Origin of the sequence: Corynebacterium sp. HMSC074A01 (genome assembly GCF_001831515.1) — a bacterium.
Taxonomy (GTDB): domain Bacteria; phylum Actinomycetota; class Actinomycetes; order Mycobacteriales; family Mycobacteriaceae; genus Corynebacterium.
Map to the genome: position 1 here is coordinate 16,332 of NZ_KV825628.1, position 25,684 is coordinate 42,015.

Below are 25,684 nucleotides of genomic sequence, written 5' to 3' on the forward strand. Positions count from 1 at the left end.
CTGGTGAGACAGAATCTCTTGCAACTTAAATGTTGGCTCCCCCACATTCGTGGGCGGAGTGGTGCGCAGCTACAGGACCTGGCAAGCCGGGCAGTAGTAGCAGGAGCGCCCGCCGACCACGCGCTTTGCAATCTCGGTGCCGCACCGGGCGCACGGCCGACCCGCCTGCCCGTAGGCATTAAGCGAGCGGGAGAAATAGCCGGAGGCACCGTTGACGTTGACGTAGAGCGAATCGAAGCTCGTCCCGCCTTGTGCAAGGGCGCGTTCCATTACCTCGCGCGCGTGGACCAACACCTCGACGGCGTCGCGCTGGCGCAACGTGCGCGCCATCCGCCACGGCTTCACGCGCGCGGCCCACATCGCTTCGTCGGCGTAGATGGAACCGATCCCGCTGACCAGTTCCTGGTTCAGCAGTACCGTCTTTAACGCCGAGCGCCTCGTGCGCAGGGCCCGCGCGGTGGCGGTGAGGTCGAAGTGTGGGTCGAAGGGGTCGCGCGCGATGTGGGCGACCGGTGCGGGCACCTCGCCGTCAAACGGCGCGTACTGCCACATGCCGAAGGTGCGCTGGTCCACAAAGTCGAGCTGGAGCTCCCCCAGGCGTGCGCGGATGCGCACGTGTGGGCTTTGTACCCCGCCGGGCGGGCCGACGAGCATCTGCCCGCTCATGCGCAGGTGGACGACGAGTGCGGCCGCGTCGTCAAGCGTGAGCCACAGGTACTTGCCGCGCCTACCGGTACCGGTAATCGTTCTGCCGGGCAGGATCTGGGCGAGGTCTTCGGTGTTTCCGCGCACCGCGCGCGGGTGCAGCACCTCAACGGTGTCAAAGGTGCGCCCCACCACGTGGTTGTCTAGGCCCCGGCGCACCACCTCTACCTCGGGCAGCTCCGGCACTTAGGCCTCCTCGGCGTTGCCAGCGACCCGCTCCGGGTGGTTGTGCAAAAAGCGCATGGCCGCACGTGCCGCTTCCTGCTCCGCGAGCTTCTTGGCGGTACCGCGACCGCGGCCCAGCAGCGTCTCGCCGGAGCGCACCTCGCAGTGGAAGAGCTTCTGGTGGTCCGGGCCGGTGGAGGTCGACGAGTACTCCGCCACCTGCGCGTCCAGCTCGGCGAGTCGCTCCTGCAGCGACGTCTTCCAGTCGCGGTGGGCGCTGGAGGCGGTTGCACCGCGGAGCTTCTCGTCGAAGAGGTCGAGGATGACATCGCGGGCGTACTCGAAGCCGTGAACCAGGTAGATCGCGCCAAGGAGCGCCTCGGTCGTATCCGCCAGGATCGAGTCCTTGTCCCGTCCGCCGCCGAGCTCCTCACCTCGGCCCAGCAGAACATGTTCGCCGAGGTTGATCTCGCGCGCGACGTCGGCAAGCCCGTAGCGCGACACGATGGAGGCGCGCATGGGCGACAGATCCGACTCAGGGCGCGAGGGGTAGAGCTCGAAGAGCTTCGTCGCCACGGTCAGTCCGAGCACTGCATCGCCCAGGAACTCGAGGCGCTCGTTGTTCGGCAGGGTGCCGTGCTCATTGGCAAAGGAACGGTGCGTCAGTGCGTGGCGCAGCTGATCCCTGCCCAGCTGCACTCCGATGCGGTCCAGCAACGGCTGGTGGTCTACGGCGGCAAACGCCTCCTGCCAGGCCTGCTCGTTGGAGATCCGCTTCTTCTTCGAGCGGCTCACAGGAACTTCTCCAGGTCCGCCCACCGCGGGTCAACCAGGTTGTTCTCCTCGCCCGAGACCCCGTCGGGGGCCGGGACGTCGGTGTCGCCCGCGCATTCAGGTTCGCAGACTGGGTTAAACGGCAGGGTCAACCCCGCCTCGTCGACAAACGCCTGCTCCACATCCACCGTCTCGTTCTCAATCCGGTGGATCTCGTCACCCGAGCCCTTGTCCTCCTCGGTCTCCTCGTCGCCGACGATGAAGCCGTCCTCGGCCTCGAAGACCTGGGAGATGGACAGCGTGTGGGTGGGCGTGAGCGTCTTCAGGCAGCGCACGCACTGGCCTTCGAGCTGGGCGGTCACCGATGCGTCGACAAGCACGCCCGCGCCCAGCGGGGTAATCGTTGCCTCCAGCTCAACCGGCTGGCCCTGCGGGATGGCAATCATCTCGGGGCCGATCCGCGAGGGGCTTTCGCCGGTGCGGTTCACGGTCACTGCCATGCCGTCGCCGTGCAACGCATCGGCGACATTAATGATGAAAGGATTCGTAGCCATAACAGCCCCTACCCTACAACCACTGCGGCCCGAAAGCGCTGCTAGTACTGATCCCGCTGCTCGCCGCGGGAACGGCGCGGGTAGCGGCGCGGTTCGTAGTGGCCAGTCTGCTCCTGGCGCTCGTTGCGACGCCCGCCGGACTCGCCCGCCGCACCAGCAACTCCGGCCCCGCGGCGCAGCGCCGAGCGGTCGGAGGCCACGGTGCGCAGGACCGAAGACAACGCCTCTTCGAACTCGGCCAGCTTGGAGTCGACGTACTCGTCGCACTCGCGGCGCAGGCGGGAGGACTCGGAGTGCGCGTTCTCCACTAGACGGTGGGCCTCCTCGTCCGCACGGCGCATGACCTCGGACTCGGAGATCAGGTGCTCCTGCTGGGCCAGGCCCTCGTCCACAGAGCGCTGGTACTGCTGCTTGCCGTCCTCCACCAAGCGCTCCGCCTCACTGTGGGCGGCGCTGAGTGCGGATTCGGCCTCCTCGCGTGCGTCGGCGACCAAGCGGTCGGCGTCCTCCTCGGAACGCGAAAGCAGCGCGGTGGCCTGCGCCTGTGCATCGTGCAGGACGGAATCAGCCTGGGCGTGGGCGTCGTCGACAAGTTGCTTGGCCTCGGCCTCCGCATCGCCGACGAGCTGGTGGGCGCGGTCCTCGGCACCCCGCAGGATCTCATCCTGGTTATCTAAAACGTCCTGGGCGTCGTCGATCTCGTCGGGCAGGGCTTCCCGGATATCGTCGAGAAGCGTGAGCATCTCGCTGCGCGGGACCATGCAGTTCGAAGTCATGGGCACGCCCATGGCGGCCTCGACGGTTTCAACGAGCTCATCTAGTGCTTCAAAAACGCGATACATAGCTCCTAAGCCTACTGCGTTACGCATACGGAAGGGCCCGCGCCACGAGGCACGGGCCCACAAGGTGTACGTTTACACCGTTTCTTTACACAACACCCTGGGCGAGCATCGCGTCGGCGACTTTCTTGAAGCCGGCGATGTTCGCGCCCACGACGTAGTCACCAGCGCGGTCGTACTCCTCCGCGGTATCGGCGGCAACGTTGAAGATGCCGGACATGATTTGGTGCAGACGACCGTCGGTGTAGTCGAAGGTCCAGGAATCGCGCGAGGCGTTCTGCTGCATCTCCAGCGCGGAGGTAGCCACGCCACCGGCGTTGGCGGCCTTACCCGGGCCGAAGGAAACCTTCTTCTCGCGGAAGACTTCGACGGCCTCCGCGGTCGACGGCATGTTCGCGCCCTCGGCGACGTACTTCACGCCGTTGGCAACCAGGGTCTTGGCGTGCTCGCCGTCGAGCTCGTTCTGGGTCGCGCACGGCAGGGCCACATCAGCCTTGAGGTCCCAGATGGAGCCGCCCTCGTGGTAGGTCGCACCGTCTGCCTCCTTGGCGTAGTCGGACACGCGGGCGCGGCGGACCTCCTTGATGTCGCGCAGCAGCTCGACGTCCACGCCGTTAGGGGTGTCTACCCAGCCGGAGGAATCGGAGAAGCCCACGACGGTTGCGCCGAGCTCCTGCGCCTTCTGGATGGCGTAGATAGCCACGTTGCCGGAGCCGGAGACGATCACCTTCGAGCCGTTGAGGGACTCGCCCTTGGCCTTCATCATCTCCTCGGTGAAGTAGACGCAGCCGTAACCGGTGGCCTCGGTGCGCACCAGCGAGCCGCCCCAGGTCAGGCCCTTGCCGGTGAGTACGCCGGACTCGTGCTGGTTAGCCAGGCGACGGTACTGACCGAAAAGGAAGCCGATCTCGCGGCCGCCGACGCCGATGTCACCGGCAGGCACGTCGCGGTACTCGCCGATGTGGCGCCACAGCTCGGTCATAAAGGACTGGCAGAAGCGCATGATCTCGCCCTCGGACTTACCCTTCGGGTCGAAGTCGGAGCCGCCCTTGCCGCCGCCGATGGGCAGGCCGGTGAGCGAGTTCTTAAAGATCTGCTCGAAGCCCAGGAACTTGATGATGCCCAGGTTCACGCTCGGGTGGAAGCGCAGGCCACCCTTGTAGGGGCCGAGTGCGGAGTTGAACTGGACGCGGAAGCCGCGGTTGACGCGGATCTCGTTGTTGTCATCCATCCACGGCACGCGGAAGATGATCTGACGCTCCGGCTCGCAGAGGCGCTCGATCAGGCCGTAGTCGGCGTAGTGCGGGTCCTTCTCCAGGACAATCTTCAGTGAGTCCAGCACCTCGGCGACGGCCTGGTGGAACTCCGGCTCACCAGCGTTGCGCTGCAACAGCTTGTCGTAATAGCCGGCTACCTCTTGTTCGATCGAGCTCATGAGCGTTCCTTTCAATACCTGTTAGGCAGTAGGTTTTAAGGTCGTGCAATAGCTTACAACAGGTTTCGGTCTTGCGATAGAAAACAGATCGCACTTCTGCGGATCGCGGCAGATAGAATGCCTGCAATGTCCCCCACACCCTCGAAAAAAGGCAGAACTATGAGCTTGATCACACAAGGCACGGAAGGTGCCGAAGCACCCTCCCCGCGCATCCTGATCGCCCCCGACTCCTTTAAGGGCACGGCTACCGCACAGCAGGCCGCCGAGTGGCTCGGCGAGGGCGTGCGCAGCATCATCCGGGACGCCGAGATCACCCTGCTGCCCATGGCCGACGGCGGCGAGGGCACCTCCAGCCTCTTTAGCGGCGAGCAGATCACCCTGCCCACCACGGATGCCGCAGGCCGCCTCACCGAGGCCACCTACACCTACGACGCCGAGACCACTACCGCGTTTATCGACGTCGCCGCCGCCTCCGGCCTCCCCGCCGTCGCCGACCGGCCAGTCCCGATGACCGGCGATACCTACGGCACCGGCGTGCTCATTGCCGACGCCGAGACCCGCGGCGCAACCCGCATCGTGCTAGGGCTCGGCGGCTCCGCCACCATCGACGGCGGCACCGGCATCCTCGTCGCCCTCGGCGCAAACCCGCTCGACGAGCGCGGCTACCAGCTTGCCCCCGGCGGCGGCTCACTGCACAAGCTCGGCGACTTCGACACCGCCAAAGTCAACATCCCGGCCGGCGCGCTCGAGTGGCATTTGCTTTACGACGTCACGTCCCCGGCCACCGGCCCGCAGGGCGCAGCATCCGTCTTTGGCCCGCAGAAGGGCGCCACGGAAGAGGACGTCGCCGTCCTCGATGCAGGCCTTGCTCGTTTCTGCGAGTTCGCGGGCATCGACCCCGCCACCCCGGGCATGGGCGCGTCCGGCGGGGTGGCCATCGGCATTACCTGGCTGTCGAGCCTGCTCCACGGCACGGCCGACCACGTCCACCTGCAGCCCGGCGCGCGCATGGTCGCCGAGGCGAATGGCCTGGCGGACGCGCTCGGCGAGGCATCCCTGGTGATTACGGGTGAGGGCCGCTTCGACGCGCAGACCGCCACTGGCAAGGTCGTTGCCACGGTGTGCGATTTGGCCCGCGAAGTCGGCGAGCACGCACCGACGGTCGCCGTGGTGGCGGGAAGCTTCGACGGCGAGCCGGACGAGGGGGTCCTCGCCGTGGAGCTCGAGGAGATAGTAGATACCCGCGAGCAGCTGATCCGCGCGGGCAAACAGGCGGCGGTGGCCTACCTCAACGCCGGCGCACGCTAGCGCAGGATAGTCACGGTCCAGGGGAATAGCGCCGGGACCTCGAAGCGGTCCTGCTGCTCCAGCGCGACGGGGTCTCGCGGCAGCTCCGCCTTCGGGGTGAGGATGCGCGAGAGCCCCATGGCCAGCCGGTTGTAGCTGTCCACGCCATCGGCGTCGATAAGGAAGCGGTGTACCTCGGCACCCTCTTCGTCGGCGGTGTAGCCGCGGTCAGCTTCGTAGGTTTGGGTGAGTTCGGCGGCTACGTTGGCGTCGATAAGCACTGGGCCCTGTGCCTCGAGCGAAGCGGAGCTGAGCTTGCCGCGGCGGACGAGGATGTCGAGTGCGCGCTGGAAGGCCTCGGCGAGTTCGCCGGCGTGGGCGGGCGGGACGAGGACATCGAATTGGATTCTGGGCATGCGCTAAGCCTAACCAAAGGTCTACGCTGGAGCGCATGAGCTTTCCCCTGCCCTCGTACAGAGATGCACTGTCCACCATGGCCGACGGGACGATCAAGCAGGTCAACCCGTTTTCCGGCACGCAAGTGTGGACGGTGCCGGGGCGCGGCAACCGGCCGCTGAGCAAGCCTTCGGGCGAGGCGCAGCCGGTGCGGGAGGAAGATTTCACCCACGCCTGCAACTTCTGCGAAGGCAAGCTGCTGGCCACCCCGCCGGAGAAGTCGCGCATGGTGCGCACCGAGGCGGGGTGGGAGATCCTGCGCAACCAGATGCCGCACGAGCTTGAGGCCACCCGCGCGGAGTTTCGCCGCGTGCCCAACCTCTTCGAAATCGTCTCCTACCAGTACTGGAAGGAGAACTACGGCTACGACATGTCGGCGGCGCAGCGCGAGCACATGGAGCACTACCTGGCAGATCACGCAGGCCGCGAGCACATCTTCCAGATCGTGCGCACGCGCCTGAACGCCTCCGGCTTTGTCGGCGAGCCGACCGAGGAGGAGCTGCTTGAGTACCTGCCGGCCTACTTCGCCGGCGGGCACGACGTGATCATTGGGCGCCGCCACTTTGTCGACGGCGCGGAAAACGACTCCCAGCTCGCCGGCTCCGGCACGCTCACCCCGGATGAGCACAACGCCTTTATCACCTTCACCATCGACGCGCTGCGCGACCTTGTCGACGAGAACCGCTACTCGCCATACGTGGTGGTCTTCCAGAACTGGCTGGCACCCGCCGGCGCCTCCTTCAATCACCTGCACAAGCAGCTGGTGGCTATCGACGAGCGCGGGGTCCAGGCCGAGCTCGAGATCTCCAAGCTGCGGCAGAACGTGAACATGTACAACGAGTGGGGGGTGAACTACGCCAGTTACCACAACCTGGTGGTCGCAGAGAACGAGGACGCGATCGTGGTGGTGGGCATCGGGCACCGCTACCCCACCTTGAGCGTCTATTCGAAGTCGCCGGTGTGCGAGCCGTGGCTGCAGTCCGAGCGCGAGGTGCGCAACATGTCCAACCTGCTGCACGCCGTGCACGCGGCAACGGGCACGGAGGTCTCCACCAACGAGGAGTGGCACTACCGGCCCGTCGACCTGGATCTGCCGATGCCGTGGCGGATCAACATCAAGTGGCGCATTTCCACGCTCGCCGGGTTTGAGGGCGGCACGAAGATCTACGTCAATACACTCTCGCCCTTTGATATCCGCGACCGCGTGGTGTCCAACATGTACCGCCTGCGCGACGAAAGGCGCATTGACCAGGACATCCGCATTGCCACGGAGTGCGCGCCGGCGCGCAACACACTGCGCTATAACCCGGCGGTTGGGTAGGCCTCCTTTTGCACTCCCCGGCCCCGCGACCTGGGCGACGATGGTAGACATGTAGCAACACCGAAGAAACCATCGAGCGCGCGGGCTAACTCCGCGCGGAGGAGTGACCTTGAGCGACACGAGCACGATCGCGTCCATCATCGAATCCTATGAGATCGATCCGGCCTGGCAGCGCCGGCTCTACGAGCTGCTGCACGCTAACCCGGAGCTCTCCCTCCAGGAGGAGGAGACCCACCAGCGCCTGCTGCTGGAGCTCAGCTACCTCGACTGCGAGGTCATCGCCCCGATTGGTAAGTACGGCATCTGCGCCATCTTCCGCAACGGCGAGGGCCGAACCGTGCTGCACCGCGCGGACTTTGACGGCCTGCCGGTCACCGAGCAGACCGGCGTGCCGTATGCCTCGCACAAGAAGGTCACCACCAAGGACGGCGAGGTCGTCGGCACGATGCACGCCTGCGGCCACGACATTCACACCGCGGCGCTGGTCGGCATGTGCCACCACTTAGACAACACGCGCGACAAGTGGTCTGGCACCTTCATTGCCTTATTCCAGCCGGGCGAGGAGATCGGCGCGGGTGCCGAGGCGATGGTGGACGACGGCTTGGTGGACAAGATCCCCTTCCCCGAGGTCTGCTTCGGCCAGCACGTCATGCCGGGCCGCGCGGGCCAGGTGATGTCCAAGGCCGGCCCGCAGTTCGCGGCCTGTGATTCCATCCGCATCCGGATCCCCGGCCGCAGCGCGCACGGCTCCATGCCGCACAACGCGATCGACCCCACCTACACCGCGGCGATGATCATCGCCCGCATGCAGGCTGTGGTGGGCCGCGAGGTCGACCCGAACGACTTCGCGGTAATCACTGTGGCCAGCATGCACGCAGGTACCACCAACAACATCATCCCGGGGCATGCAGAGCTGGTGCTCAACTGCCGCTTCTACAGCGAGCGCACCAAGGCGCGCGTGTACGCCTCCATCGAGCGTGTCGTCCACGCCGAGGTACTGGCGTCCGGTTCCACCGAGGCACCGACGATTGAGTACTTCGCGCACGGCGAGCTGATGAGCAACGACGCGATCGTCTACAACAAGGTCCGCGCCACTTTCGACGACGTCTTCGGCACCGAAAGCGTCAACGCCGCACGCAAGACCGTCTCGGAGGACTTCCCCGTCCTGCCGCAGGCCTTCGGCGTGCCCTACTTCTTCTGGCTCATCGGCTGCACGCCGCAGGAGCAGTGGGACAAGGCAGTCGCCGCCGACCGCGTGGAGCAGGACGTGCCGGTCAACCACATGTCCACCTTCCTGCCCGAGTACGAGCCCACCATCAAGGCAGCGACGAACGCAGGGCTTGCCGCAGTGCTGACGTACTTGGCAAAGACGGAAGACGTCGAGGACGACTGCGAGGACCCCGAGGATCCGGCCGACGCCGCACGCGCCGACATCGGGGAGCTCGGCCTGCCGGAGGCGGAGGCGCGCTGAGCGGGGGCTGAGCAGGGGGCTGTGCGCGCGGGCAAGCACAGTCGCGGGTCAATCTGTAGGCTCGGACAGCAGTGACGCGCATACAGCACGTAGCAGCCAATTGAAGGTGGAATGAGGTTCTTTTTAGGATGAATACCCCCGCACACGCCCCCGCGCTCAACGAAGCGCTCGCCGGACACGTCCGCGCGTTCGGCGGCCGCACCCCGGAAAACGCCACGAACAAGAAGTTCTGGACCGGCCTGTCCGCAGCCGTGATGGAACAGCTCGCCGATAACTGGGACGCCACCCGCAGCGCGTACGCGGGCACCCGCCAGGCAGCGTACTTCTCCGCCGAGTTTCTGCAGGGCCGTGCGCTGCTGAACAACCTGACCAACCTGGGCCTGGTGGACGAGGCCAAGGCCGCAGCGAAGGCCAACGGGCACGAACTCTCGGACGTGCTTGAAGCGGAGCACGACGCCGCGCTCGGCAACGGTGGCCTGGGCCGCCTTGCCGCCTGCTTCCTCGATTCGGCTGTCACGCAGGACTACCCGCTGACCGGCTACGGCCTTCTGTACCGCTACGGCCTGTTCCGCCAAGAGTTCGTCGACGGGTTCCAGAAGGAGCACCCGGACGCCTGGAAGGAGTCCTTCTACCCATTCATCGTGCGCCACGGCTCGCAGCAGCGCATCGTCAAATTCGACGACATGCACGTGCGCGCTATCCCGCATGACATGCCGATCACCGGCTACGGCACGGACAACGTCGGCACCCTGCGCCTGTGGGATGCCTCCCCGATGCACGAGTTTGATTACGACGCGTTTAACCACCAGCGCTTCACCGACGCGATCCTGGAGCGCGAGGCGGTCCACGACATCACGCGCGTGCTCTACCCCAACGACTCCAGCTACGCCGGCAAGCTGCTGCGCGTGCGTCAGCAGTACTTCTTCGTCTCCGCCTCCCTGCAGGAGCTGGTGGAGAACTACATCGAGCACCACGGCGAGGACCTGAGCAACTTCCACAAGTACAACTCGATCCAGCTCAACGACACCCACCCGGTCCTGGGCATCCCGGAATTGATGCGCCTGCTCATGGACGAGCACGACATGGGCTGGGACGAGGCCTGGGCGGTCACCTCCAAGACCTTCGCCTACACCAACCACACCGTGCTGCAGGAGGCGCTGGAGACCTGGGAAGAGTCCATCTTCAAGCAGCTGTTCTGGCGCATTTGGGAGATCGTGCAGGAGATCGACCGTCGCTACCGCCTCGACATGGAAGCCCGCGGCATCGCCCCGGAGACCGCGCACCACTACTCGCCGGTGCACGACGGCGCGATCCACATGGCGTGGATCGCCTGCTACGCCTCCTATTCCGTCAACGGCGTGGCCGCACTGCACACCGAGATTCTCAAGCGCGATACGCTGAACTACTGGTACGAGATGTACCCGGAGCGCTTCAACAACAAGACCAACGGCGTGACCCCGCGCCGCTGGCTGCGCATGTGCAACCCGCGCCTGTCCGAGCTGCTCGACCGTCTCGCTGGTAACGACGAGTGGGTCACCGACCTCGCCAAGCTGCGCGAACTGCGCCACTTCGCCGAAGATCCGGAGGTGCTGCGCGAGCTGCGCGAGATCAAGGCCGCCAACAAGCGCGACTTCGCCGAGTGGATCGCGCAGCGCCAGGGCGACGAGGTGGACCCGGACTCCATCTTTGACACCCAGATCAAGCGCCTGCACGAGTACAAGCGCCAGCTGATGAACGCCCTGTACATCCTGGACCTGTACTTCCGCATCACCCAGGACGGCGAGCGCGACGTACCGAAGCGCACCTTCATCTTCGGCGCGAAGGCGGCACCGGGCTACACGATGGCCAAGGGCATCATCAAGCTCATCAACGCGATCGGCCAGCTGGTCAACAACGACCCGGTCGCCTCGCAGTACCTGCACGTGGTCTTCGTGGAGAACTACAACGTCTCCCCGGCGGAGCAGATCATCCCGGCCACCGACGTCTCCGAGCAGATCTCCACCGCGGGCAAGGAGGCCTCGGGCACCTCGAACATGAAGTTCATGATGAACGGCGCACTGACCCTGGGCACCATGGACGGCGCGAACGTGGAAATCGTCGATGCCGTCGGCGAGGACAACGCCTACATCTTCGGCGCCCGCGAGGAGGAGCTGCCTGAGCTCAAGCGCAGCTACGACCCGAAGGCCGTCGCCGCGGAGACCCCCGGTTTGATGCGCGTGCTCGATGCGCTTGTCGACGGCACGTTGGAGGACAACGGCAGCGGCGCCTTCCACGACATCCGGGCCTCCCTGCTCGACGGCTTCGGTTTCGATGACCCGGACGTCTACTACGTCCTCGGCGACTACGCGGACTTCCGCGCCACCCGCGACCGCATGGCCAACGAGTACTACGCGGACCCGGACCACTGGGCAAAGATGTGCTGGATCAACATTTGCGAGTCCGGCCGCTTCTCCTCCGACCGCACCATCCGCGACTACGCAGAAGAGGTCTGGAAGCTCGACCCGACCCCGATCAACTAGCCCTGCTGGGCCGAGGGTGGGCGGAGTCGCCCCGGCAGTAAGATCAACGGCGCTATGATCTTGCTGCTGGATAACCGCGACTCCTATACCTTCAACCTCGCCCACCTCGTCGCCGAGGCCACCGGTATCTCACCGCTCGTCGTGGCCTGCGACGATCCGGCAGCTGACACGCTCCCCGCACGCATTCGTGCCGGGGAGTTTTCCCATATCCTCATCTCCCCTGGCCCGGGCACTCCTGCGCGCGAGGAAGACTTCGGTACCTCCCGACGCGTGATCGAGGCCGCTGCCGACGCCGGCATTCCGCTGCTTGGCGTATGCCTGGGCCACCAAGGGCTCGCGATGCTCGCCGGTGCGGCCGTAACGCGCGCGCCCGAGCCGCGCCACGGCTTCGTCTCCACGATCACGCACTCCGGCGAGGGCATCTTCGCCGGCATCCCGCAGGACTTCGAGGTGGTGCGCTACCACTCCCTGCATGTGGACGAGGAGGTAGAAGGCATCACGGTGCACGCTCGCAGCGAGGACGGCGTAATCCAGGCGCTCAAGGTCGACGGCCTGGACCACTGGGGCGTGCAATTCCACCCCGAATCCGTGCTCACCCAGCACGGTGCGGCGCTGATCCGCAACTTCATCGGCGGGTGGCGGCTCATCCACCGCGAGGTGCCCGGCGTGCTCGACTGCCAGCGCGTCTTCAACGCGATCAAACGCGAGAGCAACGATGCGTTCTTCCTCGACTCCGCCGACGCCCGCGGCAAGTACTCCATCCTCGGCGATACCGCAGGCGAGCTGTCGCGGACGTTTCGCTACGCGTTCGGCGATACCCCCGATATCCTCACCACTCTTGAGGCGGAACTTGCCACGCCCATTGTTGACGCCCCCGACCTGCCTTTCACCGGCGGGCTCATCGGCTACCTCGGCTACGAGTGCGCGCAGCTGACCTTGCCGATCACGCTGCAACACCGCTCGGAATATCCGGACGCCTATTTCGTGCGCCCCCAATCCTTCATCGTCTACGACCACGCCGCTGAGGTCGCGCACCTATGCGCGCTGGCAGGTGACGGCGCAGACGTGCTCCTTGACCGTCTCGAGAAGGCGCTTGCGGGCGCGGATGGTGGGCAGGGGGCGTCGATAAGCGAGGGCGTATGGGCCAACCCGGACTACCTTGGCAGCATCCGGGAAGCACAGGACCAGCTGCGCGCGGGCGAAAGTTACGAGGTGTGCCTGACTGATACCTACACGGCAGAGGCTCACGGCGATATCTACCGCGAGCTGCGCGAACACAACCCCGCGCCCTATGCCGCGCACCTGTTTTTTGACGGCGTGGAGGTTGCCAGCGCCTCGCCCGAGCGTTTCCTCACCGTGCGCGGGCGCGACGTGGAGGCCAAGCCGATCAAGGGCACCATCGCCGCCGACGAAGACCCGGCGCTGCTGAGTGACGCCAAGACTCGCGCCGAGAACCTCATGATCGTTGATCTGCTGCGCAACGACCTCTCGCGCGTCTGCGAGCCGGGCACCGTGCGCGTGCCCCGGCTCATGCAGGTGGAAAGCTACGCGACCGTCCACCAGCTCGTCTCCACCATCACCGGGCGACTTCGCGAGGGACGCACGGCCGTCGACGCAGTGCGGGCGGCGTTCCCGCCGGGTTCGATGACCGGCGCGCCGAAGCTGCGCACCTGCGAGATCATCGACCGGCTCGAGTGCGCCCCGCGCGGGGTGTACTCCGGCGCGCTGGGCTACTTCGGCTTCGACGGGCAGGCCGACCTCTCGGTGGTCATCCGCACTGCGGTGCGCGCGGGCAACACCGTGACAGTGGGCGCGGGTGGCGCGATCGTGCTCGATTCCGACGCGCACGCCGAGCTTGCCGAGCGCAACCTCAAAGCCCAGTCCGTGCTGGGGGCGTGGGATGCGTAAGTACGCCTGGCACGGCTCGTTCGTCGAGCGGGACTTCCCCGACGGCCCCCTCGACGTCGTCGACTCCTGGCGGCACTCCTCCGGCCGCGCGCACGGCCTCGAGGCGCACCTCGCTCGCTTTGCTCGCGCGGCAGGCCCGCTGCCCGCAGGTTTCGTCGATGCCATGCTGCCACTGCTCGCGGAAGGCGAGCTGTTTCCCCGTATCGCGCTGTCCCAAGACCTGTTGCTTCTCGACGTCCGCCCCGCCCCCTCCCCTCGCCCGCAGACCACCCTGACGTACGTCGTGGCCGACGACCCCCGCACGAAACCCGAGATCAAGGGACCGGACTTCCCCGCCTTCCACGCCTACCGTTCGCGGTATCAGGTAGATGGCACCGACGACACCGTTATCGTCGATGCGGGTGGCGCGATGCTTGAGACCACCACGGGTGCGCTAGTGATGTGGGATGGTACGACCCTGTGCGTCCCTGACGGTGTGAAGTTGCCGAGTATCACGCTGCACCAGGTCATCGAGCGTGCGGAACAGCTGGGCCTGCGAGTGGAATGCCGCCAATTGTTTCCCGACGCCGCGGCCTCACACCCCCTCTGGTTCCTCAACTCCCTGCACGGCATCAGCCCAGTCAGCGAGCTACATCTCGGCACGCGCGTGCTCACTCCCCCGGCGCACCCGGACGTCGACGCCTGGCGCGCCTGGTGGTGGGACGGCTTCCAGCCGGTGTAGGTCCCAAATGGAGCTAGCTCCATTTAGACCCGCGCCGCCCGCAAAACACCAGGTCGCGCAAAACCGCCGACCCCAAACGGAGCTAGCTCCATTTAGAACAACGCATCTAGACCCGCGCCGCGCGCTCGACGAGCACCCGCCCCGTCGGCGTGTCGCACGCAGCCAGCTCCGCCGGAGTACCAGAAGCAACCACCTGACCGCCCTCGGCACCCGCGCCCGGGCCCATCTCGATGATCCTGTCGGCCTGCGCGAGTACCGAGGTGTCGTGCTCGACCACAATGACGGTCTGGCCTGCGTCGACGAGGCTGTTGAGCTCGGTGACCAGCAGGGCGACGTCGGCGGGGTGGAGGCCGGTGGTCGGCTCGTCAAGCAGGTACACGGTGTGTCCGCGGCGTGAGTTGCGGGAGCGCTGCAGCTCGGTGGCCAGCTTGATGCGTTGCGCCTCGCCGCCGGACAGCTCGGGCGCGCCCTGGCCAAGCCGCAGGTACCCCAACCCCACGGCCTGCAGCGTTTCTACCGCGCGCAGGATCTTCGGCTCGTCGTCAAACACGTCCGCGGCCTCGTCGACGGTCAGGTCCAGCACCTCGGCGATGGTGCGGCCCTCCCAGGTCACCTCGAGGGTTTCGTCGTTGTAGCGCGCGCCCGCGCAGTCCGGACAAGTCGTGTACGAACCCGGCAGAAACACCAGCTCGACCTCGATCTTGCCGGCACCGCCACAGGTCGGGCACTGCCCCTGCTTCACGTTGTAAGAAAAGCGCGAAACCGTCCACTTGCGCCGTTTCGCCTCGTCAGTTCCCGCGAAGAGTTTGCGGACACCATCGAAGAGCCCCGTATACGTCGCCAGCGTCGAGCGCGGCGTGCGCCCGATCGGCTTCTGGGTGATCTGCACGACCCGGCGCACCGCGTCGAAGCCGGAATGCTTCTCGACGCTCCACTCCCCCGCCTCCTCACCGCTGTCCTCATCCACGACAGACGAGGCCACCTGCCGCAGAACACCCGCAAGCACCGTGCTTACCAGGGTGGACTTGCCGGAACCGGACACGCCTGCCACGGCGGTGAACTGGCCCAGACCGAAGGCAACGTCCAACCCGTCGATAGAACGTGCCTGCACGCCGGACAACTCAAGCGAACCGGCAGCATCGCGGGGCGCGCCGTTGAGCGACAGCGCCCGGTTGGCAAGCGCGCGGGCCGTCGGCGCATCACCTGCGTACTCGCTGGTGGGCCCCGAGTAGAGCACCTTGCCGCCGCCCTCACCGGCGAGCGGTCCGACGTCGACGAGCCAGTCGGTTTGGGCAACAAGCTCCATGTCGTGCTCGACCAAAAGGACGGAGTTGCCGGCCTCGATGAAGCGGCGGCAGATGTCCAGCACGGCTCCGCGCTCGGCGGGGTGCAGGCCGGCGGAGGGCTCGTCGAGGACGTAGGTGACGCCGAAGAGCCCCGAGCGCAGCTGGGCGGAAAGCCGGATGCGCTGCAGCTCGCCGGCAGACAGCGTGCGAGCGGGCCGGTCCAGGCTTAAGTGCGCAAGGCCGAGATCGAGCGCAGACTGCAGCGCAGGCAGGATCTGCTTGAGCAGCAGGTCCTCGGCCGAGCCCTCGGACGGTTCCTGCGCGGCCAGCACCTCGTAGACGCGGTCGAGCGGCAGGGCGCCGAGCTCGTCGATAGGCATCCCCGCGTAGGTGACCTTGAGCGCCTCCGGGTTGAGGCGGCGGCCGTGGCAAGTCTCGCACACGCGCGACTCCATGTAGGACAGCACGCGTTTGCGCAGCGTGTCCGATTGGGTCTCGGCGAGCGTGTTGGTCAGGTACGAGGCCACCGAGCGCCATGTGCCCTGGTAGTTGCGCTGGATCTGGTCCGCGCCGCGTAAGGGTTTGACGGTGACGACGGGGCGCTCGTCGGTAAACAGGATCCACTCGCGGTCCTTTTTGGGCAGCTCCTGCCAGGGCGAATCGAGGTCGTAGCCCAGGGTGGCCAGGATGTCGTGGAAGTTCTTGCCCGCCCACGCGCCCGGCCAGGCGGCGATGGCGCCGTCCTCGATGGACAGCGTGGGATCCGGCACCATGGATTCCTCGGTCGGCTCGTGGACCACGCCGGTGCCCTGGCAGGTCGGGCACATACCCTCGGGCGTGTTCGGGGAAAAGGAATCGGAGTACAGGCCATCCGGGTTCTCGCCGCAGCGTGAGTACAACAGCCGGATGCTATTCGACAGCGCGGAGACCGTACCCACAGTCGAGCGCGCCCCACCGCCCGAGGTCGACTGCTCGAGTGCGACCGTCGGCGGCAAGCCGTCGACGGAGCCGACCTGCGGATCCACCGCCGAGCCAATCAGCCGACGGGCAAAGGGCGCGACCGACTCCAGGTAGCGGCGCTGACCCTCGCCGTGGATGGTGCCAAAAGCGAGCGAGGACTTGCCCGATCCGGACACACCCGTGACCGCGACAAGCGTGCCGCGCGGGATATCCACATCCACGTTGCGCAGGTTGTGCAGGTGGGCGTCGCGTACACGGATGTCTCGGTTGTCATGCATACGCCCCACCCTACGCGCGCGGTGGGGCACCGCCTCCTAGTGGCTGGTGGTGTCCTCGCCCAGCTCGTGGACGCGGATGGTGTTCGTGGTGCCCGGAATCCCCGGCGGGGTGCCGGCGACCACCACGATGGTGTCCCCCTCGTTGTAGTCATCCAGTGCGAGCAGCGACTCGTCCACCACGGCGATCATGTCGTCGGTGGTCTGCGTGCGGCGGCACAGGAAGGTGTCGGTACCCCAGGTCACTGCGAGCTGCGAGCGCACCTGCTGGTTCGGGGTAAAGGCGAGCAGCGGCAGGTCCGGGCGCAGGCGTGCGACGCGGCGCGCCGTGTCACCGGAGGTGGTGAACGTGATGATCGCCTTGGCGTGCAGGTTGGTCGCGATGTCCTTGGCGGCGTACGCCACCACGCCGCGCTTGGTGCGAGGCACGTGCTGCAGCTTCGGCTCGATGCCGGAGTCCTCGGCGGAGCGGACGATGCGGCTCATGGTGCGCACCACGTTGTGCGGGTCCACGCCCACGGAGGTCTCGCCGGAGAGCATGACGGCATCCGCACCGTCGATGACCGCGTTGGCCACGTCGGAAGCCTCGGCGCGGGTAGGGCGCGAGTTCTCAATCATGGAGTCGAGCATCTGCGTTGCCACGATCACCGGCTTGGCGTTCTCGCGGGCGATCTGGATGACGCGCTTCTGCACCGCGGGGACCTCCTCGAGCGGGATCTCCACGCCCAGGTCGCCACGAGCCACCATCACCGCGTCGAAGGCGAGAATGATCGACTCGATCGCGTCGACTGCCTCGGGCTTCTCCAGCTTGGCGATCACGGGGACGCGGCGGCCAACCTCGTCCATGATCTCGTGGACCAGGTCCACGTCGGCCGGCGAGCGCACAAACGACAGGGCGATCAGGTCCACGCCCATGCGCAGAGCGAAGCGCAGGTCGTCCTTGTCCTTCTCGCTGAGTGCTGGAACCGAGATGTTCATCCCGGGCAGGGACACACCCTTGTTGTTGGAGACCGGGCCGCCCTCGGTCACGCGGCAGACCACGTCGTTGCCGTCAACCTCGACGCAGACGAGGCCGACCTTGCCATCGTCGACAAGCAGGCGATCGCCCGGGGAAGCATCACGCGCCAGGCCCTTGTACGTGGTGGAGACACGGTCGTGCGTGCCCTCGACATCGTCGGTGGTGATGCGGACGATCTCGCCGTCTTTCCACTCAGTCGCGCCTTCTTTGAAGCGGCCGAGGCGGATCTTCGGGCCCTGCAGGTCCGCGAGCACGCCCACGGCTTGCCCCGTCTCGTCGGTGGCCTCGCGCACCCAGTCGTAGTTCTGCTGGTGGTCGGCGTGGTCGCCGTGCGAGAAGTTCAGGCGCGCGACGTTCATCCCGTCGCGCACGAGGCCCACGATAGCTTCCTTGCTCGCCACAGCTGGGCCGAGCGTACACACGATCTTTGTTCTTCTATCCATGTTTATGCACCTACTTGGATGTAGCGAACGTACTGGGCCGAAATCAGACGTGTGTGTTGTTTCGTCCCTGTCTTGCAAGAGACCAGGCTACTCCCTTTCACACAATCATGCCCGATCGGACATAATCAGGCATTGTTCTCACCCGTCGTTCGCACTGCGCTCGCCCGCCTGTGCTTGCCGACGCGGGTCGACCTCCTCCGGCGTCTCTCTCCCCTTCGCACTGAAAAAGAAGAGCACAATAGCGATGAGGAAGACCAGCGCCGAAACCCAAGAGTTGACCCGCTGCCCGAGAATGAGCGTGGCCTCGTCGGTGCGCATCAGCTCGATGAAGAAGCGCCCGAAGGTATAACCGGCCACGTACAGCCAAAACACGCGGCCATGGCCCAGCCTAAAGTAGCGATCCGCCCAGATCAGCAGGCAGAAGACGGCCACGTTCCATATCAGCTCGTACAGGAAGGTCGGGTGCACGCTGGCAAGCACTTCCCCGGTTGAGCGGCCGGTCAGCGGCGCGAAGTTGCCGGCCTCGTCGACGCGGTAGTAGATGTCCAGCGCCCATGGCACATCCGTTTCCGCACCGTAGAGCTCCTGGTTGAACCAGTTGCCCAGTCGTCCGATGCCCTGGGCGAGTACGACTCCGGGCGCGAGCGCGTCGGCAAGCGGGGCAAACGGCACGTTGCGGTAGCGCATCAACGCCCACACCGCGAGCGTGCCAAGCGCGACCGCACCCCAGATCCCTAGGCCCCCGGCGGTGATATTGAAGGCCTGCCAGGGGTTTTTGCCCTCGCCGAAGTACTTATCGTAATCCGTGATCACGTGGTAAAGGCGGCCGCCGATGATGCCCGCGGGGATCGCCACAATCGCCGCGTCCCACACCACATCCGCGTCCCCGCCGCGCGCCGTGTAGCGACGCACGCCGATCCACAGCGCAACGAGAATGCCCGTGATGATGCACAGCGCGTAGGCGCGAATGGGAATTGGGCCGACGTGCCACACGCCCTGCGGCGGGGAGGGAATATTTGCCAGAATGTAGGTTTCCACGTCACACAGTGTGCCTGAGCCCGCCTGGAATTTCGAACACTGCCCCCGGTGCCCCCGCGGGCACTTAGCGACGCGACGGGCACGCCGGGTGCTGCCCCGCCGCAGCCAACGCGCGGGTGGCCTGGCAGATGTCGCCGCCGCTCATGATCGCCTCGGCGGCCAGCACCGCGTCCGCGCCGCACGCGGCGGCGTTGATGAGGTCGCGCGGGGTGGTCACGCCGCCAAGGCTGATCTTGATGACTTCGCTGGGCAGCCCCGGGGCGATCTCCGCGAAAGCCTCCGGGTTGCGCGAGTTTGTCTCAAAGGTCCACGAGTTCACCGCGATCACGCTCGCGCCGGCGGCGAGCGCGCGGTCCGCATCCTGGGGTGTGCGTACCTCGGCCATCACCACCATGCCGAGCGACTCCGCCCGGTCGATCAGCGACGCCAGGCGCGCCTGGTCCAGGATGCCCACCTGCAGCGGCAGCACGTCGGCGCCGAAGCAGCGGGCCTCGTGGATCTGATACGGGTCCACGATCACGTCGCGGCACACCATCGGCAGCTCGACGGCGGCGCGGGCGGCGGCCATATCGGTCAACGAGCCGTCGAAGCGCAGGCGCTCCGTCTGGCACGCGATCAGGTGCGCCCCGCCCTCTTCGATGGCATGAGCGACCTCTTCGATCGAGCGGTACTTCGCGGCGGTCGGCCCGTAGACGGGCGAATTGCGCTTGATTTCCGCGACCACGCCGCACCCCGGGCGCAGCAGGGCGGCGCGCGCATCCCTCGTGGGGGCCATGTCGCGCGAGCGCGCCTTGATCTCCTGGAAAGGCACGTCGGCCTCACGGCGTGCCACGTCGCGCAGCACGCTCGTCACGATCGCCTCGGCGACCTCCGCGATGCCTGCGGTGTCGGCAGTGTGAGGAACCACCATGACTACCTCCAGGAGTATTGACTCTTGTCAACAGAATAGACAACGCACACAGGTGCGCGAAATTCTCCCCTGCTTCTTAAGGGGACTTCCCGTCACGCGCGGGGTCTTCCGTCGGATCGATGTCCGCATCAAGTGCGTCCCACAGCACACGGCCTGAGTCCGGCTGGGATTCTAAGTCATCCCGGATCTTCTCGCGCCGTACCGTCTCCTGCTCGTACTTGTTCAGCTTCGCCGAGTCCTGCCCGGGACGCAGTGCGAGCGCCAGCCCGCCGAGCAGGGCGCACACGCAGCCGGCGAGCGCGCCTGCCGGGCCGGTAGCCGCCACCGTCGTCGCGGTGATCTCCGCCCAGTCCGCGATCGTGGCGGTGTCTGTGCTCTGGGCGGCCTGTGCGGCGTCGCTGCCGACGGTCAACAGCGCGTGCACCCGCTCGTACGAGATCGGGCCCGCCAGCACCGCGGCCGGGGAGACGGCCGCGCCGATACCGGCCAGCGCGCCGACCACGCCGATGATCCGTCGGCCAGTGCGCCGCAGCGCCAGCCCCGCAATCATGCCGACGACGAGTAAGAGTGCAAGCGCCGTCGTCTCCGTCGACCAGTCGGCCCCGGTGATTTCTGCCGTGCCGCTGCCGGCGAGGCTATCGTCGTACGCCGCCTCGATCCACGGCATGCGGGCGAAGAGCCACAGCGCGGACCCGCCGATGCCCAGCGCGGCCGCGCCCGGCTTCGACCAGCCTTTGTCCACGGCCTGATTGTCCACCTCAGCCATCTACAGCAACCTTTCCGCGTCAAAGCAGGTGCGATCCCCGGTGTGGCAAGCGCCGCCTTCTTGGTCGACGACGAGCAGGATCGTATCCCCGTCGCAATCCAGGCGCACCTCGCGCACGTACTGGGTGTGACCGCTGGTCAACCCCTTGATCCAGTACTCTTTGCGCGAGCGCGAGTAGTAGGTGCCACGCCTGGTGGCCAGCGTGTACGCCAGCGCGTGGTCATCCATCCAGGCGAGCATGAGCACCTCGCTGCTGCCTGCGGCCTGCACCACGGCGGGTACAAGGCCCGCGTTGTTGCGCTTCAGCTTCGCGGCGATGTCGGGGTCAAGCTCATACGATTCGGGGGTATCCGGGGCGGCCGACACTAGCGGACCTCCTGCCCTGCAGCCTTGAGCGCCTCCTTGACCTCGGCGATCGAAACTTCGCCGAAGTGGAAGATGGACGCCGCCAGCACCGCATCCGCGCCGGCCTCGACGGCGGGCGGGAAGTGCTCCGCTTTGCCCGCCCCGCCCGAGGCGATCACCGGGATGGACACCGCCTCGCGCACCAAGCGCAGCAGCTCCAAGTCGAAGCCCTCCTTGGTGCCGTCTCCGTCCATGGAGTTGAGCAGGATCTCGCCGACGCCTAAGTCCTGGCCGGTGCGGGCCCACTCGATGGCGTCGATACCCGCAGATTTGGTGCCGCCGTGCGTGGTGGCCTCGAAGCCGGAGGGTTGCGGGACTCCGCCTTCGGGCACGCGGCGCGCGTCGACAGACAGCACGATGCACTGCGCGCCGAACTCCTCGCTGAGCTCGCGCAACAGGTTCGGGTTGGCAATCGCAGCGGTGTTCACGCTGACCTTGTCCGCCCCTGCCCGCAGGAGCTCGCGCACGTCGTCAGCCGAGCGCACCCCGCCGCCGACGGTGAGCGGAATGAAGACCTGCTCGGCGGTGCGGCGCACCACCTCAATCATGGTGCCGCGGCCTTCCTTGGAGGCGGACACGTCTAAGAAGGTCAGCTCGTCGGCGCCCTCGGCACCGTAGCGCTTAGCCAGCTCGACCGGGTCGCCCGCGTCCTTCAAGTCGGCGAACTTCACCCCCTTGACCACGCGGCCATTGTCCACGTCCAAACACGGAATTACACGGATGGCAACAGACATCGTCTACAGCACTCTTTCTACAACGTATTGGGGCCAGGGGTGGGCGTATCACGCACGTCCCTCATGCTACCCAGCATCATTTCGTGCGCTGCGGCGGTCCCCACCACCACGCCCACGGACTCCGGTGTCCACGCGCTCCCGTCCGGCGTGCTCACAGTCGCGCCCGCGCTGCGCGCGAGGCACACACCGGCCGCGTTGTCCCAAATGTAGGGCGAAAAGCTCACGGCGGCCTGGTAAACGCCCTGTGCGACAAAAGCCAAGTCGACGCCGACCGAGCCCGAAATACGCGGGCGCAGGTCCACCTTTGCCAGCGCGCCGAGGAGCCCCAAACGCATGCTCGCGGGAAAAGCCTGCCGGTCGTCCGAGCCCACGGAGCCGACACCAACCTGCCAGGCCGCCACCGTGGTGTGGTCCACCGGCGGCAGCGGTTCGTGGTTAAGCAGCACCGGCGAACCCGCGTGGCAGGACAGCTGGGTGCGAAAAAGCGGGATGTCGGTGACCGCGACGACGGGCTCACCTCTCAACAGCAGGGAGACAAGGATGGCGCAGTTGGGGTTGCCAGATGAGTAGTTCGACGTACCGTCGATCGGGTCGACCACCCAGCAGGCTTCACTATTGAGCGTCCCGCCCTGCTCCTCCCCGAAAACCGGGATGCCGGTGGCCGCCTCGAGCCGACGGCGCAGCAGCTTCTCGATGGCCAGGTCGGCCTCAGTGGCAAAATCTCCTTTGCCCTTGTACAGGGCTGGGGCCGCACCCAGGTGCGCGAGGAAGATCTCCCGCGCCTCGGCGACAACCTCGTGCGCAACCCCCAGGTATTCCTCAAGCTGGTGCGCTGTGTTCGACTCTGCGGGCACGTGCCTTACGCCTTACTCGTCCGACGCCGGGGTGGCACCGGCGACAGCCTTGAGCGCCTCGTCGAGCGTGAACTTGTGCTCGTAGAGCGCCTTGCCAATAATCGCCGAGTCGATCCCCTCGTGTGCGTAAGAAGCCAACTCCACCACGTTGTCCAGGGTGGCAATGCCGCCGGAGGCCGTGACATATGCGTCGCAGGCCGCGGAGACCTCGCGCAGCAGGTCCACGTTCGGTCCGGTAAGCATGCCGTCCTTGCTCACGTCGGTGACCACGAAGCGGGAGCACCCGGCGGAGTCGAACAGTTCGAGCACCTCCCACAGGTCGCCGCCGTCCGAGGTCCACCCGTTGCCCTTCGTGCGCCACTGGCCGTCCTCTTCACGCACAGCCAGGTCGATGGCCACCTTGTCGCCGTAGCGAGAAATCACGTCGACCATCCACTCCGGGTGCTGCAGCGCTGCGGTGCCGATGTTTACCCGACGCGCGCCGGTGGCCAGGGCGCGCTCAAGCGAAGCATCGTCCCGAATGCCGCCAGTCAGCTCCACGTTGATGTCGAGCTTTTTGACCACGTCCGCCATCATCTCGTGGTTGGAGCCACGACCGAATGCGGCGTCCAGGTCCACGAAGTGCAGCCAGGTCGCACCCTGCTCCTGCCAGCGCAGCGCGGCCTCAAGCGGGTCACCATAGCTCTTTTCGGTGCCGGCCTCGCCCTGATCGAGGCGAACGGCCTGGCCATTGACTACATCCACGGCGGGCAACAGAGTGAAATCCATGAAGCACATGGTAGCAGCGTGACCACACGCACCGTGCAGTGTTGCCGCACCCGCTCAGCGCTGAATCGGAACCGATTCAGCGACGGATTACCTCAGCGTACCCACCCAGTTTTCCAACAGGTGCAGGCCTGCATCCCCGGACTTTTCCGGGTGGAACTGGGTCGCGCACAGCGGGCCGTTTTCCACCGCCGCCAAAAAGCGGCTTGCGCCGTGGGTTGCCCAGCTCAGCTTGGGGTAGGCGATGAACTCGTCGGCGACAAGCGGGAACTCGCGCACCCCGTAGGAGTGGACGAAGTAGAAGCGGGTATCTGAGTCTAAGCCTGCAAACAGCTCACTGTCCTTGGCCATCTCAACGGTGTTCCAGCCCATGTGCGGCAGCACCGGGGCATCAAGTTTTTCCACCACGCCCGGCCACTCGCCGAAACCTGCGGTATCTACCCCGTGTTCGACACCGCGCTCGAACATCACCTGCAGACCCACGCAGATCCCCAGCACCGGGCGCGAGCCTGCAAGCCGCTGGCCGATCACGCGGCCGCCGTCAACGCGGTTTAGCCCCCGCATGCACGCATCAAAGGCGCCGACGCCGGGCACGACCAGGCCCGCGGCCTCGGTGGCCACGTACGGGTCCGTGGTCACTGTGACCTCGGCACCGACGTGTTCGAGGGCGCGCTGGGCGGAGCGGATGTTTCCCGCGCCGTAATCTAAAAGGGCAACCTGCGTTAAGGGGCGAGCGACGTTCATGGTGGAGTATTCTACTGTCCGCCTGAGCGCTTTTTGCCGCCGCGGTTGTAACGCCGCGGCGCCTGGACGGATTGCAGGCGCGCGGCCAGGTTGTTTACCTCCACCACGCGGTGGCGTCCAAGCTGCCGGTCGAGCAGCGTGACTACCAGCCCCAGCACGATCACGCCCGAGGCGATACCGAACATCGGTGCAAACGCCATCGTGGTAAGCAACATGCCGTAGAAGGTCGAGCCCATGCCCGTGCCTCCGTCGTAAGCAATGTTCCAAATGGCGGCGGCCTCCGAAGTCTTCGAGCGCGGCAGTCGGTAGAACATCATGGTCAGCGCCTCGTTCTGCACCGCGCCGAAACCTGTGCCGTAGAGCAGCGCGGCGAGCGCCATCCACCACACCGGCAGGTCTAAAAATAGGATGCCCGCCATGACGAAAACGCCGAGTGCGGAGATGATCTGGAAGCGGATCATCACCGTGCCCGGCTGGCCTACCTTGTCCATCACCCGGCCCGCGTAGTAGCGCGACAGCATGGAGGCAAAGTTCATCAGACCCAGCATCAACCCGCCGAGTGTGGCACCGGTCGCTGCGTCGAGCTCGCGCATCGACGCCGGCAGGAAGTTCGTAATCGCGCCGTAGGCGGTGGTGACAAACATGAGCGCCAGGGCGGGCACGAGCACGAGCCGCCACATGGGGACGTGGATGTGGTCGGTCTCGGAGGACTTCTCGGTCGGTGGCGGGATCGGTGGGATGCCTTGGCAGGCCACCAGGGCAAGCAGACCAATACCGCCCGCGATGAGGTACACGGCGTCGTAGCCGATCCGCTGTACCAGCGCCATGCCCGCTGGCAACGCGATCATCTGCGCCAAACCAATCATGATACCGACCAGCCCGGTGGCGCGGCCCAGCAGCCGAATCGGCACGAGCTCGGCCACGATCGCCGCCTCCGCCACGGTCAGCGCGCCGAAGCCCACGCCACGGATCGCGGACACGGTCAGTACCGCCGGAGCGCTCATACCCAGCAGATAGCCCACGGCGGGAAAGCCGAGGAGGAAGGCAGAGACTGACAGGACCGTGGTATATCCCACCTTGCGCAAAAGCATGGGCGTGAAGATCTGGGTGACCACGGTAAAGAGCATGAACACACCAGTGGTCAGCCCTGCGAGGGTTTCGGACCCACCCGCGTCAAGCACCGCGGTCGGCACCACCGGCAAAAGGAGGGCCCATGCGCCGAAGGCGCAGATCATCGCCAAGAAGACGGGCTTAAGTCCGCGCGCCCGCCACACGCTTGTCAATGAGTTAACTTCCTCCGCAGTCACGGGACGACGGGAAAAGAGTGCCAC

At 66.3% G+C, this 25,684-nt stretch carries 23 protein-coding genes; 6 read left to right on the forward strand and 17 right to left on the reverse strand.

What is annotated here, in order from left to right:
• Positions 1 to 69: 69 nt before the first annotated feature.
• The 5 genes from mutM to gdhA form a co-directional block, all read right to left on the reverse strand.
• Entirely contained in the window at positions 70 to 891 is an 822-nt protein-coding gene (mutM, locus tag HMPREF2550_RS08825) for a bifunctional DNA-formamidopyrimidine glycosylase/DNA-(apurinic or apyrimidinic site) lyase (RefSeq protein WP_070790730.1), read from the reverse strand.
• Entirely contained in the window at positions 892 to 1,665 is a 774-nt protein-coding gene (gene rnc, locus HMPREF2550_RS08830) for a ribonuclease III (protein WP_070790731.1), read from the reverse strand.
• Positions 1,662 to 2,198 carry a YceD family protein gene (locus HMPREF2550_RS08835; protein ID WP_070790732.1) on the reverse strand — a complete coding sequence of 179 codons (537 nt, stop codon included), beginning with the start codon at positions 2,196 to 2,198 and terminating at the stop codon, positions 1,662 to 1,664. The genes rnc and HMPREF2550_RS08835 overlap by 4 nt, the downstream gene beginning before the upstream one ends.
• Positions 2,199 to 2,239: 41 nt before the next feature.
• On the reverse strand, positions 2,240 to 3,040 hold the full coding sequence (locus HMPREF2550_RS08840) for a DivIVA domain-containing protein (protein WP_070790733.1): 801 nt from the start codon (positions 3,038 to 3,040) through the stop codon (positions 2,240 to 2,242).
• 85 nt (positions 3,041 to 3,125) lie between these two features.
• Positions 3,126 to 4,472 (reverse strand): NADP-specific glutamate dehydrogenase, encoded by a 1,347-nt coding sequence (gdhA, locus tag HMPREF2550_RS08845; protein WP_070790734.1) that lies wholly within the window; start codon positions 4,470 to 4,472, stop codon positions 3,126 to 3,128.
• A gap of 159 nt (positions 4,473 to 4,631) precedes the next feature.
• Here gdhA and HMPREF2550_RS08850 point away from each other — a divergent pair, with 159 nt between their 5' ends.
• The gene (locus HMPREF2550_RS08850; protein ID WP_070790735.1) at positions 4,632 to 5,780 is read left to right on the forward strand and encodes a glycerate kinase; all 1,149 of its coding nucleotides are present in this window, start codon (positions 4,632 to 4,634) and stop codon (positions 5,778 to 5,780) included.
• Here HMPREF2550_RS08850 and HMPREF2550_RS08855 read toward each other — a convergent pair.
• The gene (locus HMPREF2550_RS08855) at positions 5,777 to 6,175 is read right to left on the reverse strand and encodes a hypothetical protein (protein ID WP_070790736.1); all 399 of its coding nucleotides are present in this window, start codon (positions 6,173 to 6,175) and stop codon (positions 5,777 to 5,779) included. The genes HMPREF2550_RS08850 and HMPREF2550_RS08855 overlap by 4 nt on opposite strands.
• A 35-nt stretch (positions 6,176 to 6,210) precedes the next feature.
• On the opposite strand from HMPREF2550_RS08855, the gene HMPREF2550_RS08860 reads away from it, so the two are divergent.
• The 5 genes from HMPREF2550_RS08860 to HMPREF2550_RS08880 all read left to right on the forward strand — a co-directional run bounded on the left by HMPREF2550_RS08860 (position 6,211) and on the right by HMPREF2550_RS08880 (position 14,155).
• A complete protein-coding gene (locus HMPREF2550_RS08860; RefSeq protein ID WP_070790737.1) occupies positions 6,211 to 7,536 on the forward strand; it encodes a DUF4921 family protein in 1,326 nt (441 codons plus the stop codon).
• A gap of 109 nt (positions 7,537 to 7,645) precedes the next feature.
• Complete coding sequence (locus tag HMPREF2550_RS08865) at positions 7,646 to 9,007, forward strand: amidohydrolase (protein ID WP_070790738.1); 1,362 nt, start codon at positions 7,646 to 7,648, stop codon at positions 9,005 to 9,007.
• A 128-nt stretch (positions 9,008 to 9,135) separates the two neighbouring features.
• Positions 9,136 to 11,526 (forward strand): glycogen/starch/alpha-glucan phosphorylase, encoded by a 2,391-nt coding sequence (locus HMPREF2550_RS08870; protein WP_070790739.1) that lies wholly within the window; start codon positions 9,136 to 9,138, stop codon positions 11,524 to 11,526.
• A 54-nt stretch (positions 11,527 to 11,580) separates the two neighbouring features.
• Positions 11,581 to 13,434, forward strand: coding sequence for a chorismate-binding protein (locus HMPREF2550_RS08875; protein WP_070790740.1), 1,854 nt, complete (start codon positions 11,581 to 11,583; stop codon positions 13,432 to 13,434).
• Positions 13,427 to 14,155, forward strand: a complete 729-nt coding sequence (locus HMPREF2550_RS08880; protein ID WP_070790741.1) for an aminotransferase class IV — start codon at positions 13,427 to 13,429, stop codon at positions 14,153 to 14,155. Before HMPREF2550_RS08875 ends, HMPREF2550_RS08880 begins: the two co-directional genes overlap by 8 nt.
• A 106-nt stretch (positions 14,156 to 14,261) precedes the next feature.
• Here the strand turns inward: HMPREF2550_RS08880 and HMPREF2550_RS08885 are convergent, their stop codons facing one another.
• The 11 genes from HMPREF2550_RS08885 to HMPREF2550_RS08935 form a co-directional block, all read right to left on the reverse strand.
• Positions 14,262 to 16,679, reverse strand: a complete 2,418-nt coding sequence (locus HMPREF2550_RS08885) for an excinuclease ABC subunit UvrA (RefSeq protein ID WP_070790742.1) — start codon at positions 16,677 to 16,679, stop codon at positions 14,262 to 14,264.
• A 36-nt stretch (positions 16,680 to 16,715) separates the two neighbouring features.
• Positions 16,716 to 18,137, reverse strand: coding sequence for a pyruvate kinase (pyk, locus tag HMPREF2550_RS08890; protein WP_070790743.1), 1,422 nt, complete (start codon positions 18,135 to 18,137; stop codon positions 16,716 to 16,718).
• A 138-nt stretch (positions 18,138 to 18,275) separates the two neighbouring features.
• Positions 18,276 to 19,175, reverse strand: a complete 900-nt coding sequence (lgt, locus tag HMPREF2550_RS08895; RefSeq protein ID WP_070790744.1) for a prolipoprotein diacylglyceryl transferase — start codon at positions 19,173 to 19,175, stop codon at positions 18,276 to 18,278.
• Positions 19,176 to 19,239: 64 nt separating this feature from the next.
• Positions 19,240 to 20,085: an indole-3-glycerol phosphate synthase TrpC gene (locus HMPREF2550_RS08900; RefSeq protein WP_070790745.1), complete on the reverse strand. Its 846-nt coding sequence runs from the start codon at positions 20,083 to 20,085 to the stop codon at positions 19,240 to 19,242.
• Positions 20,086 to 20,161: 76 nt separating this feature from the next.
• The gene (locus HMPREF2550_RS08905; protein ID WP_070790746.1) at positions 20,162 to 20,851 is read right to left on the reverse strand and encodes a TIGR02234 family membrane protein; all 690 of its coding nucleotides are present in this window, start codon (positions 20,849 to 20,851) and stop codon (positions 20,162 to 20,164) included.
• Complete coding sequence (gene hisI, locus HMPREF2550_RS08910; RefSeq protein ID WP_070790747.1) at positions 20,852 to 21,217, reverse strand: phosphoribosyl-AMP cyclohydrolase; 366 nt, start codon at positions 21,215 to 21,217, stop codon at positions 20,852 to 20,854.
• Complete coding sequence (hisF, locus tag HMPREF2550_RS08915) at positions 21,217 to 21,990, reverse strand: imidazole glycerol phosphate synthase subunit HisF (RefSeq protein WP_070790748.1); 774 nt, start codon at positions 21,988 to 21,990, stop codon at positions 21,217 to 21,219. Before hisF ends, hisI begins: the two co-directional genes overlap by 1 nt.
• A 17-nt stretch (positions 21,991 to 22,007) precedes the next feature.
• Positions 22,008 to 22,844 (reverse strand): inositol monophosphatase family protein, encoded by an 837-nt coding sequence (locus HMPREF2550_RS08920; RefSeq protein WP_070790749.1) that lies wholly within the window; start codon positions 22,842 to 22,844, stop codon positions 22,008 to 22,010.
• 12 nt (positions 22,845 to 22,856) lie between these two features.
• Positions 22,857 to 23,612 (reverse strand): bifunctional 1-(5-phosphoribosyl)-5-((5-phosphoribosylamino)methylideneamino)imidazole-4-carboxamide isomerase/phosphoribosylanthranilate isomerase PriA, encoded by a 756-nt coding sequence (gene priA, locus HMPREF2550_RS08925; protein ID WP_070790859.1) that lies wholly within the window; start codon positions 23,610 to 23,612, stop codon positions 22,857 to 22,859.
• Positions 23,613 to 23,699: 87 nt separating this feature from the next.
• Complete coding sequence (hisH, locus tag HMPREF2550_RS08930; RefSeq protein WP_070763556.1) at positions 23,700 to 24,353, reverse strand: imidazole glycerol phosphate synthase subunit HisH; 654 nt, start codon at positions 24,351 to 24,353, stop codon at positions 23,700 to 23,702.
• An 11-nt stretch (positions 24,354 to 24,364) separates the two neighbouring features.
• Complete coding sequence (locus tag HMPREF2550_RS08935) at positions 24,365 to 25,684, reverse strand: MFS transporter (RefSeq protein WP_070790750.1); 1,320 nt, start codon at positions 25,682 to 25,684, stop codon at positions 24,365 to 24,367.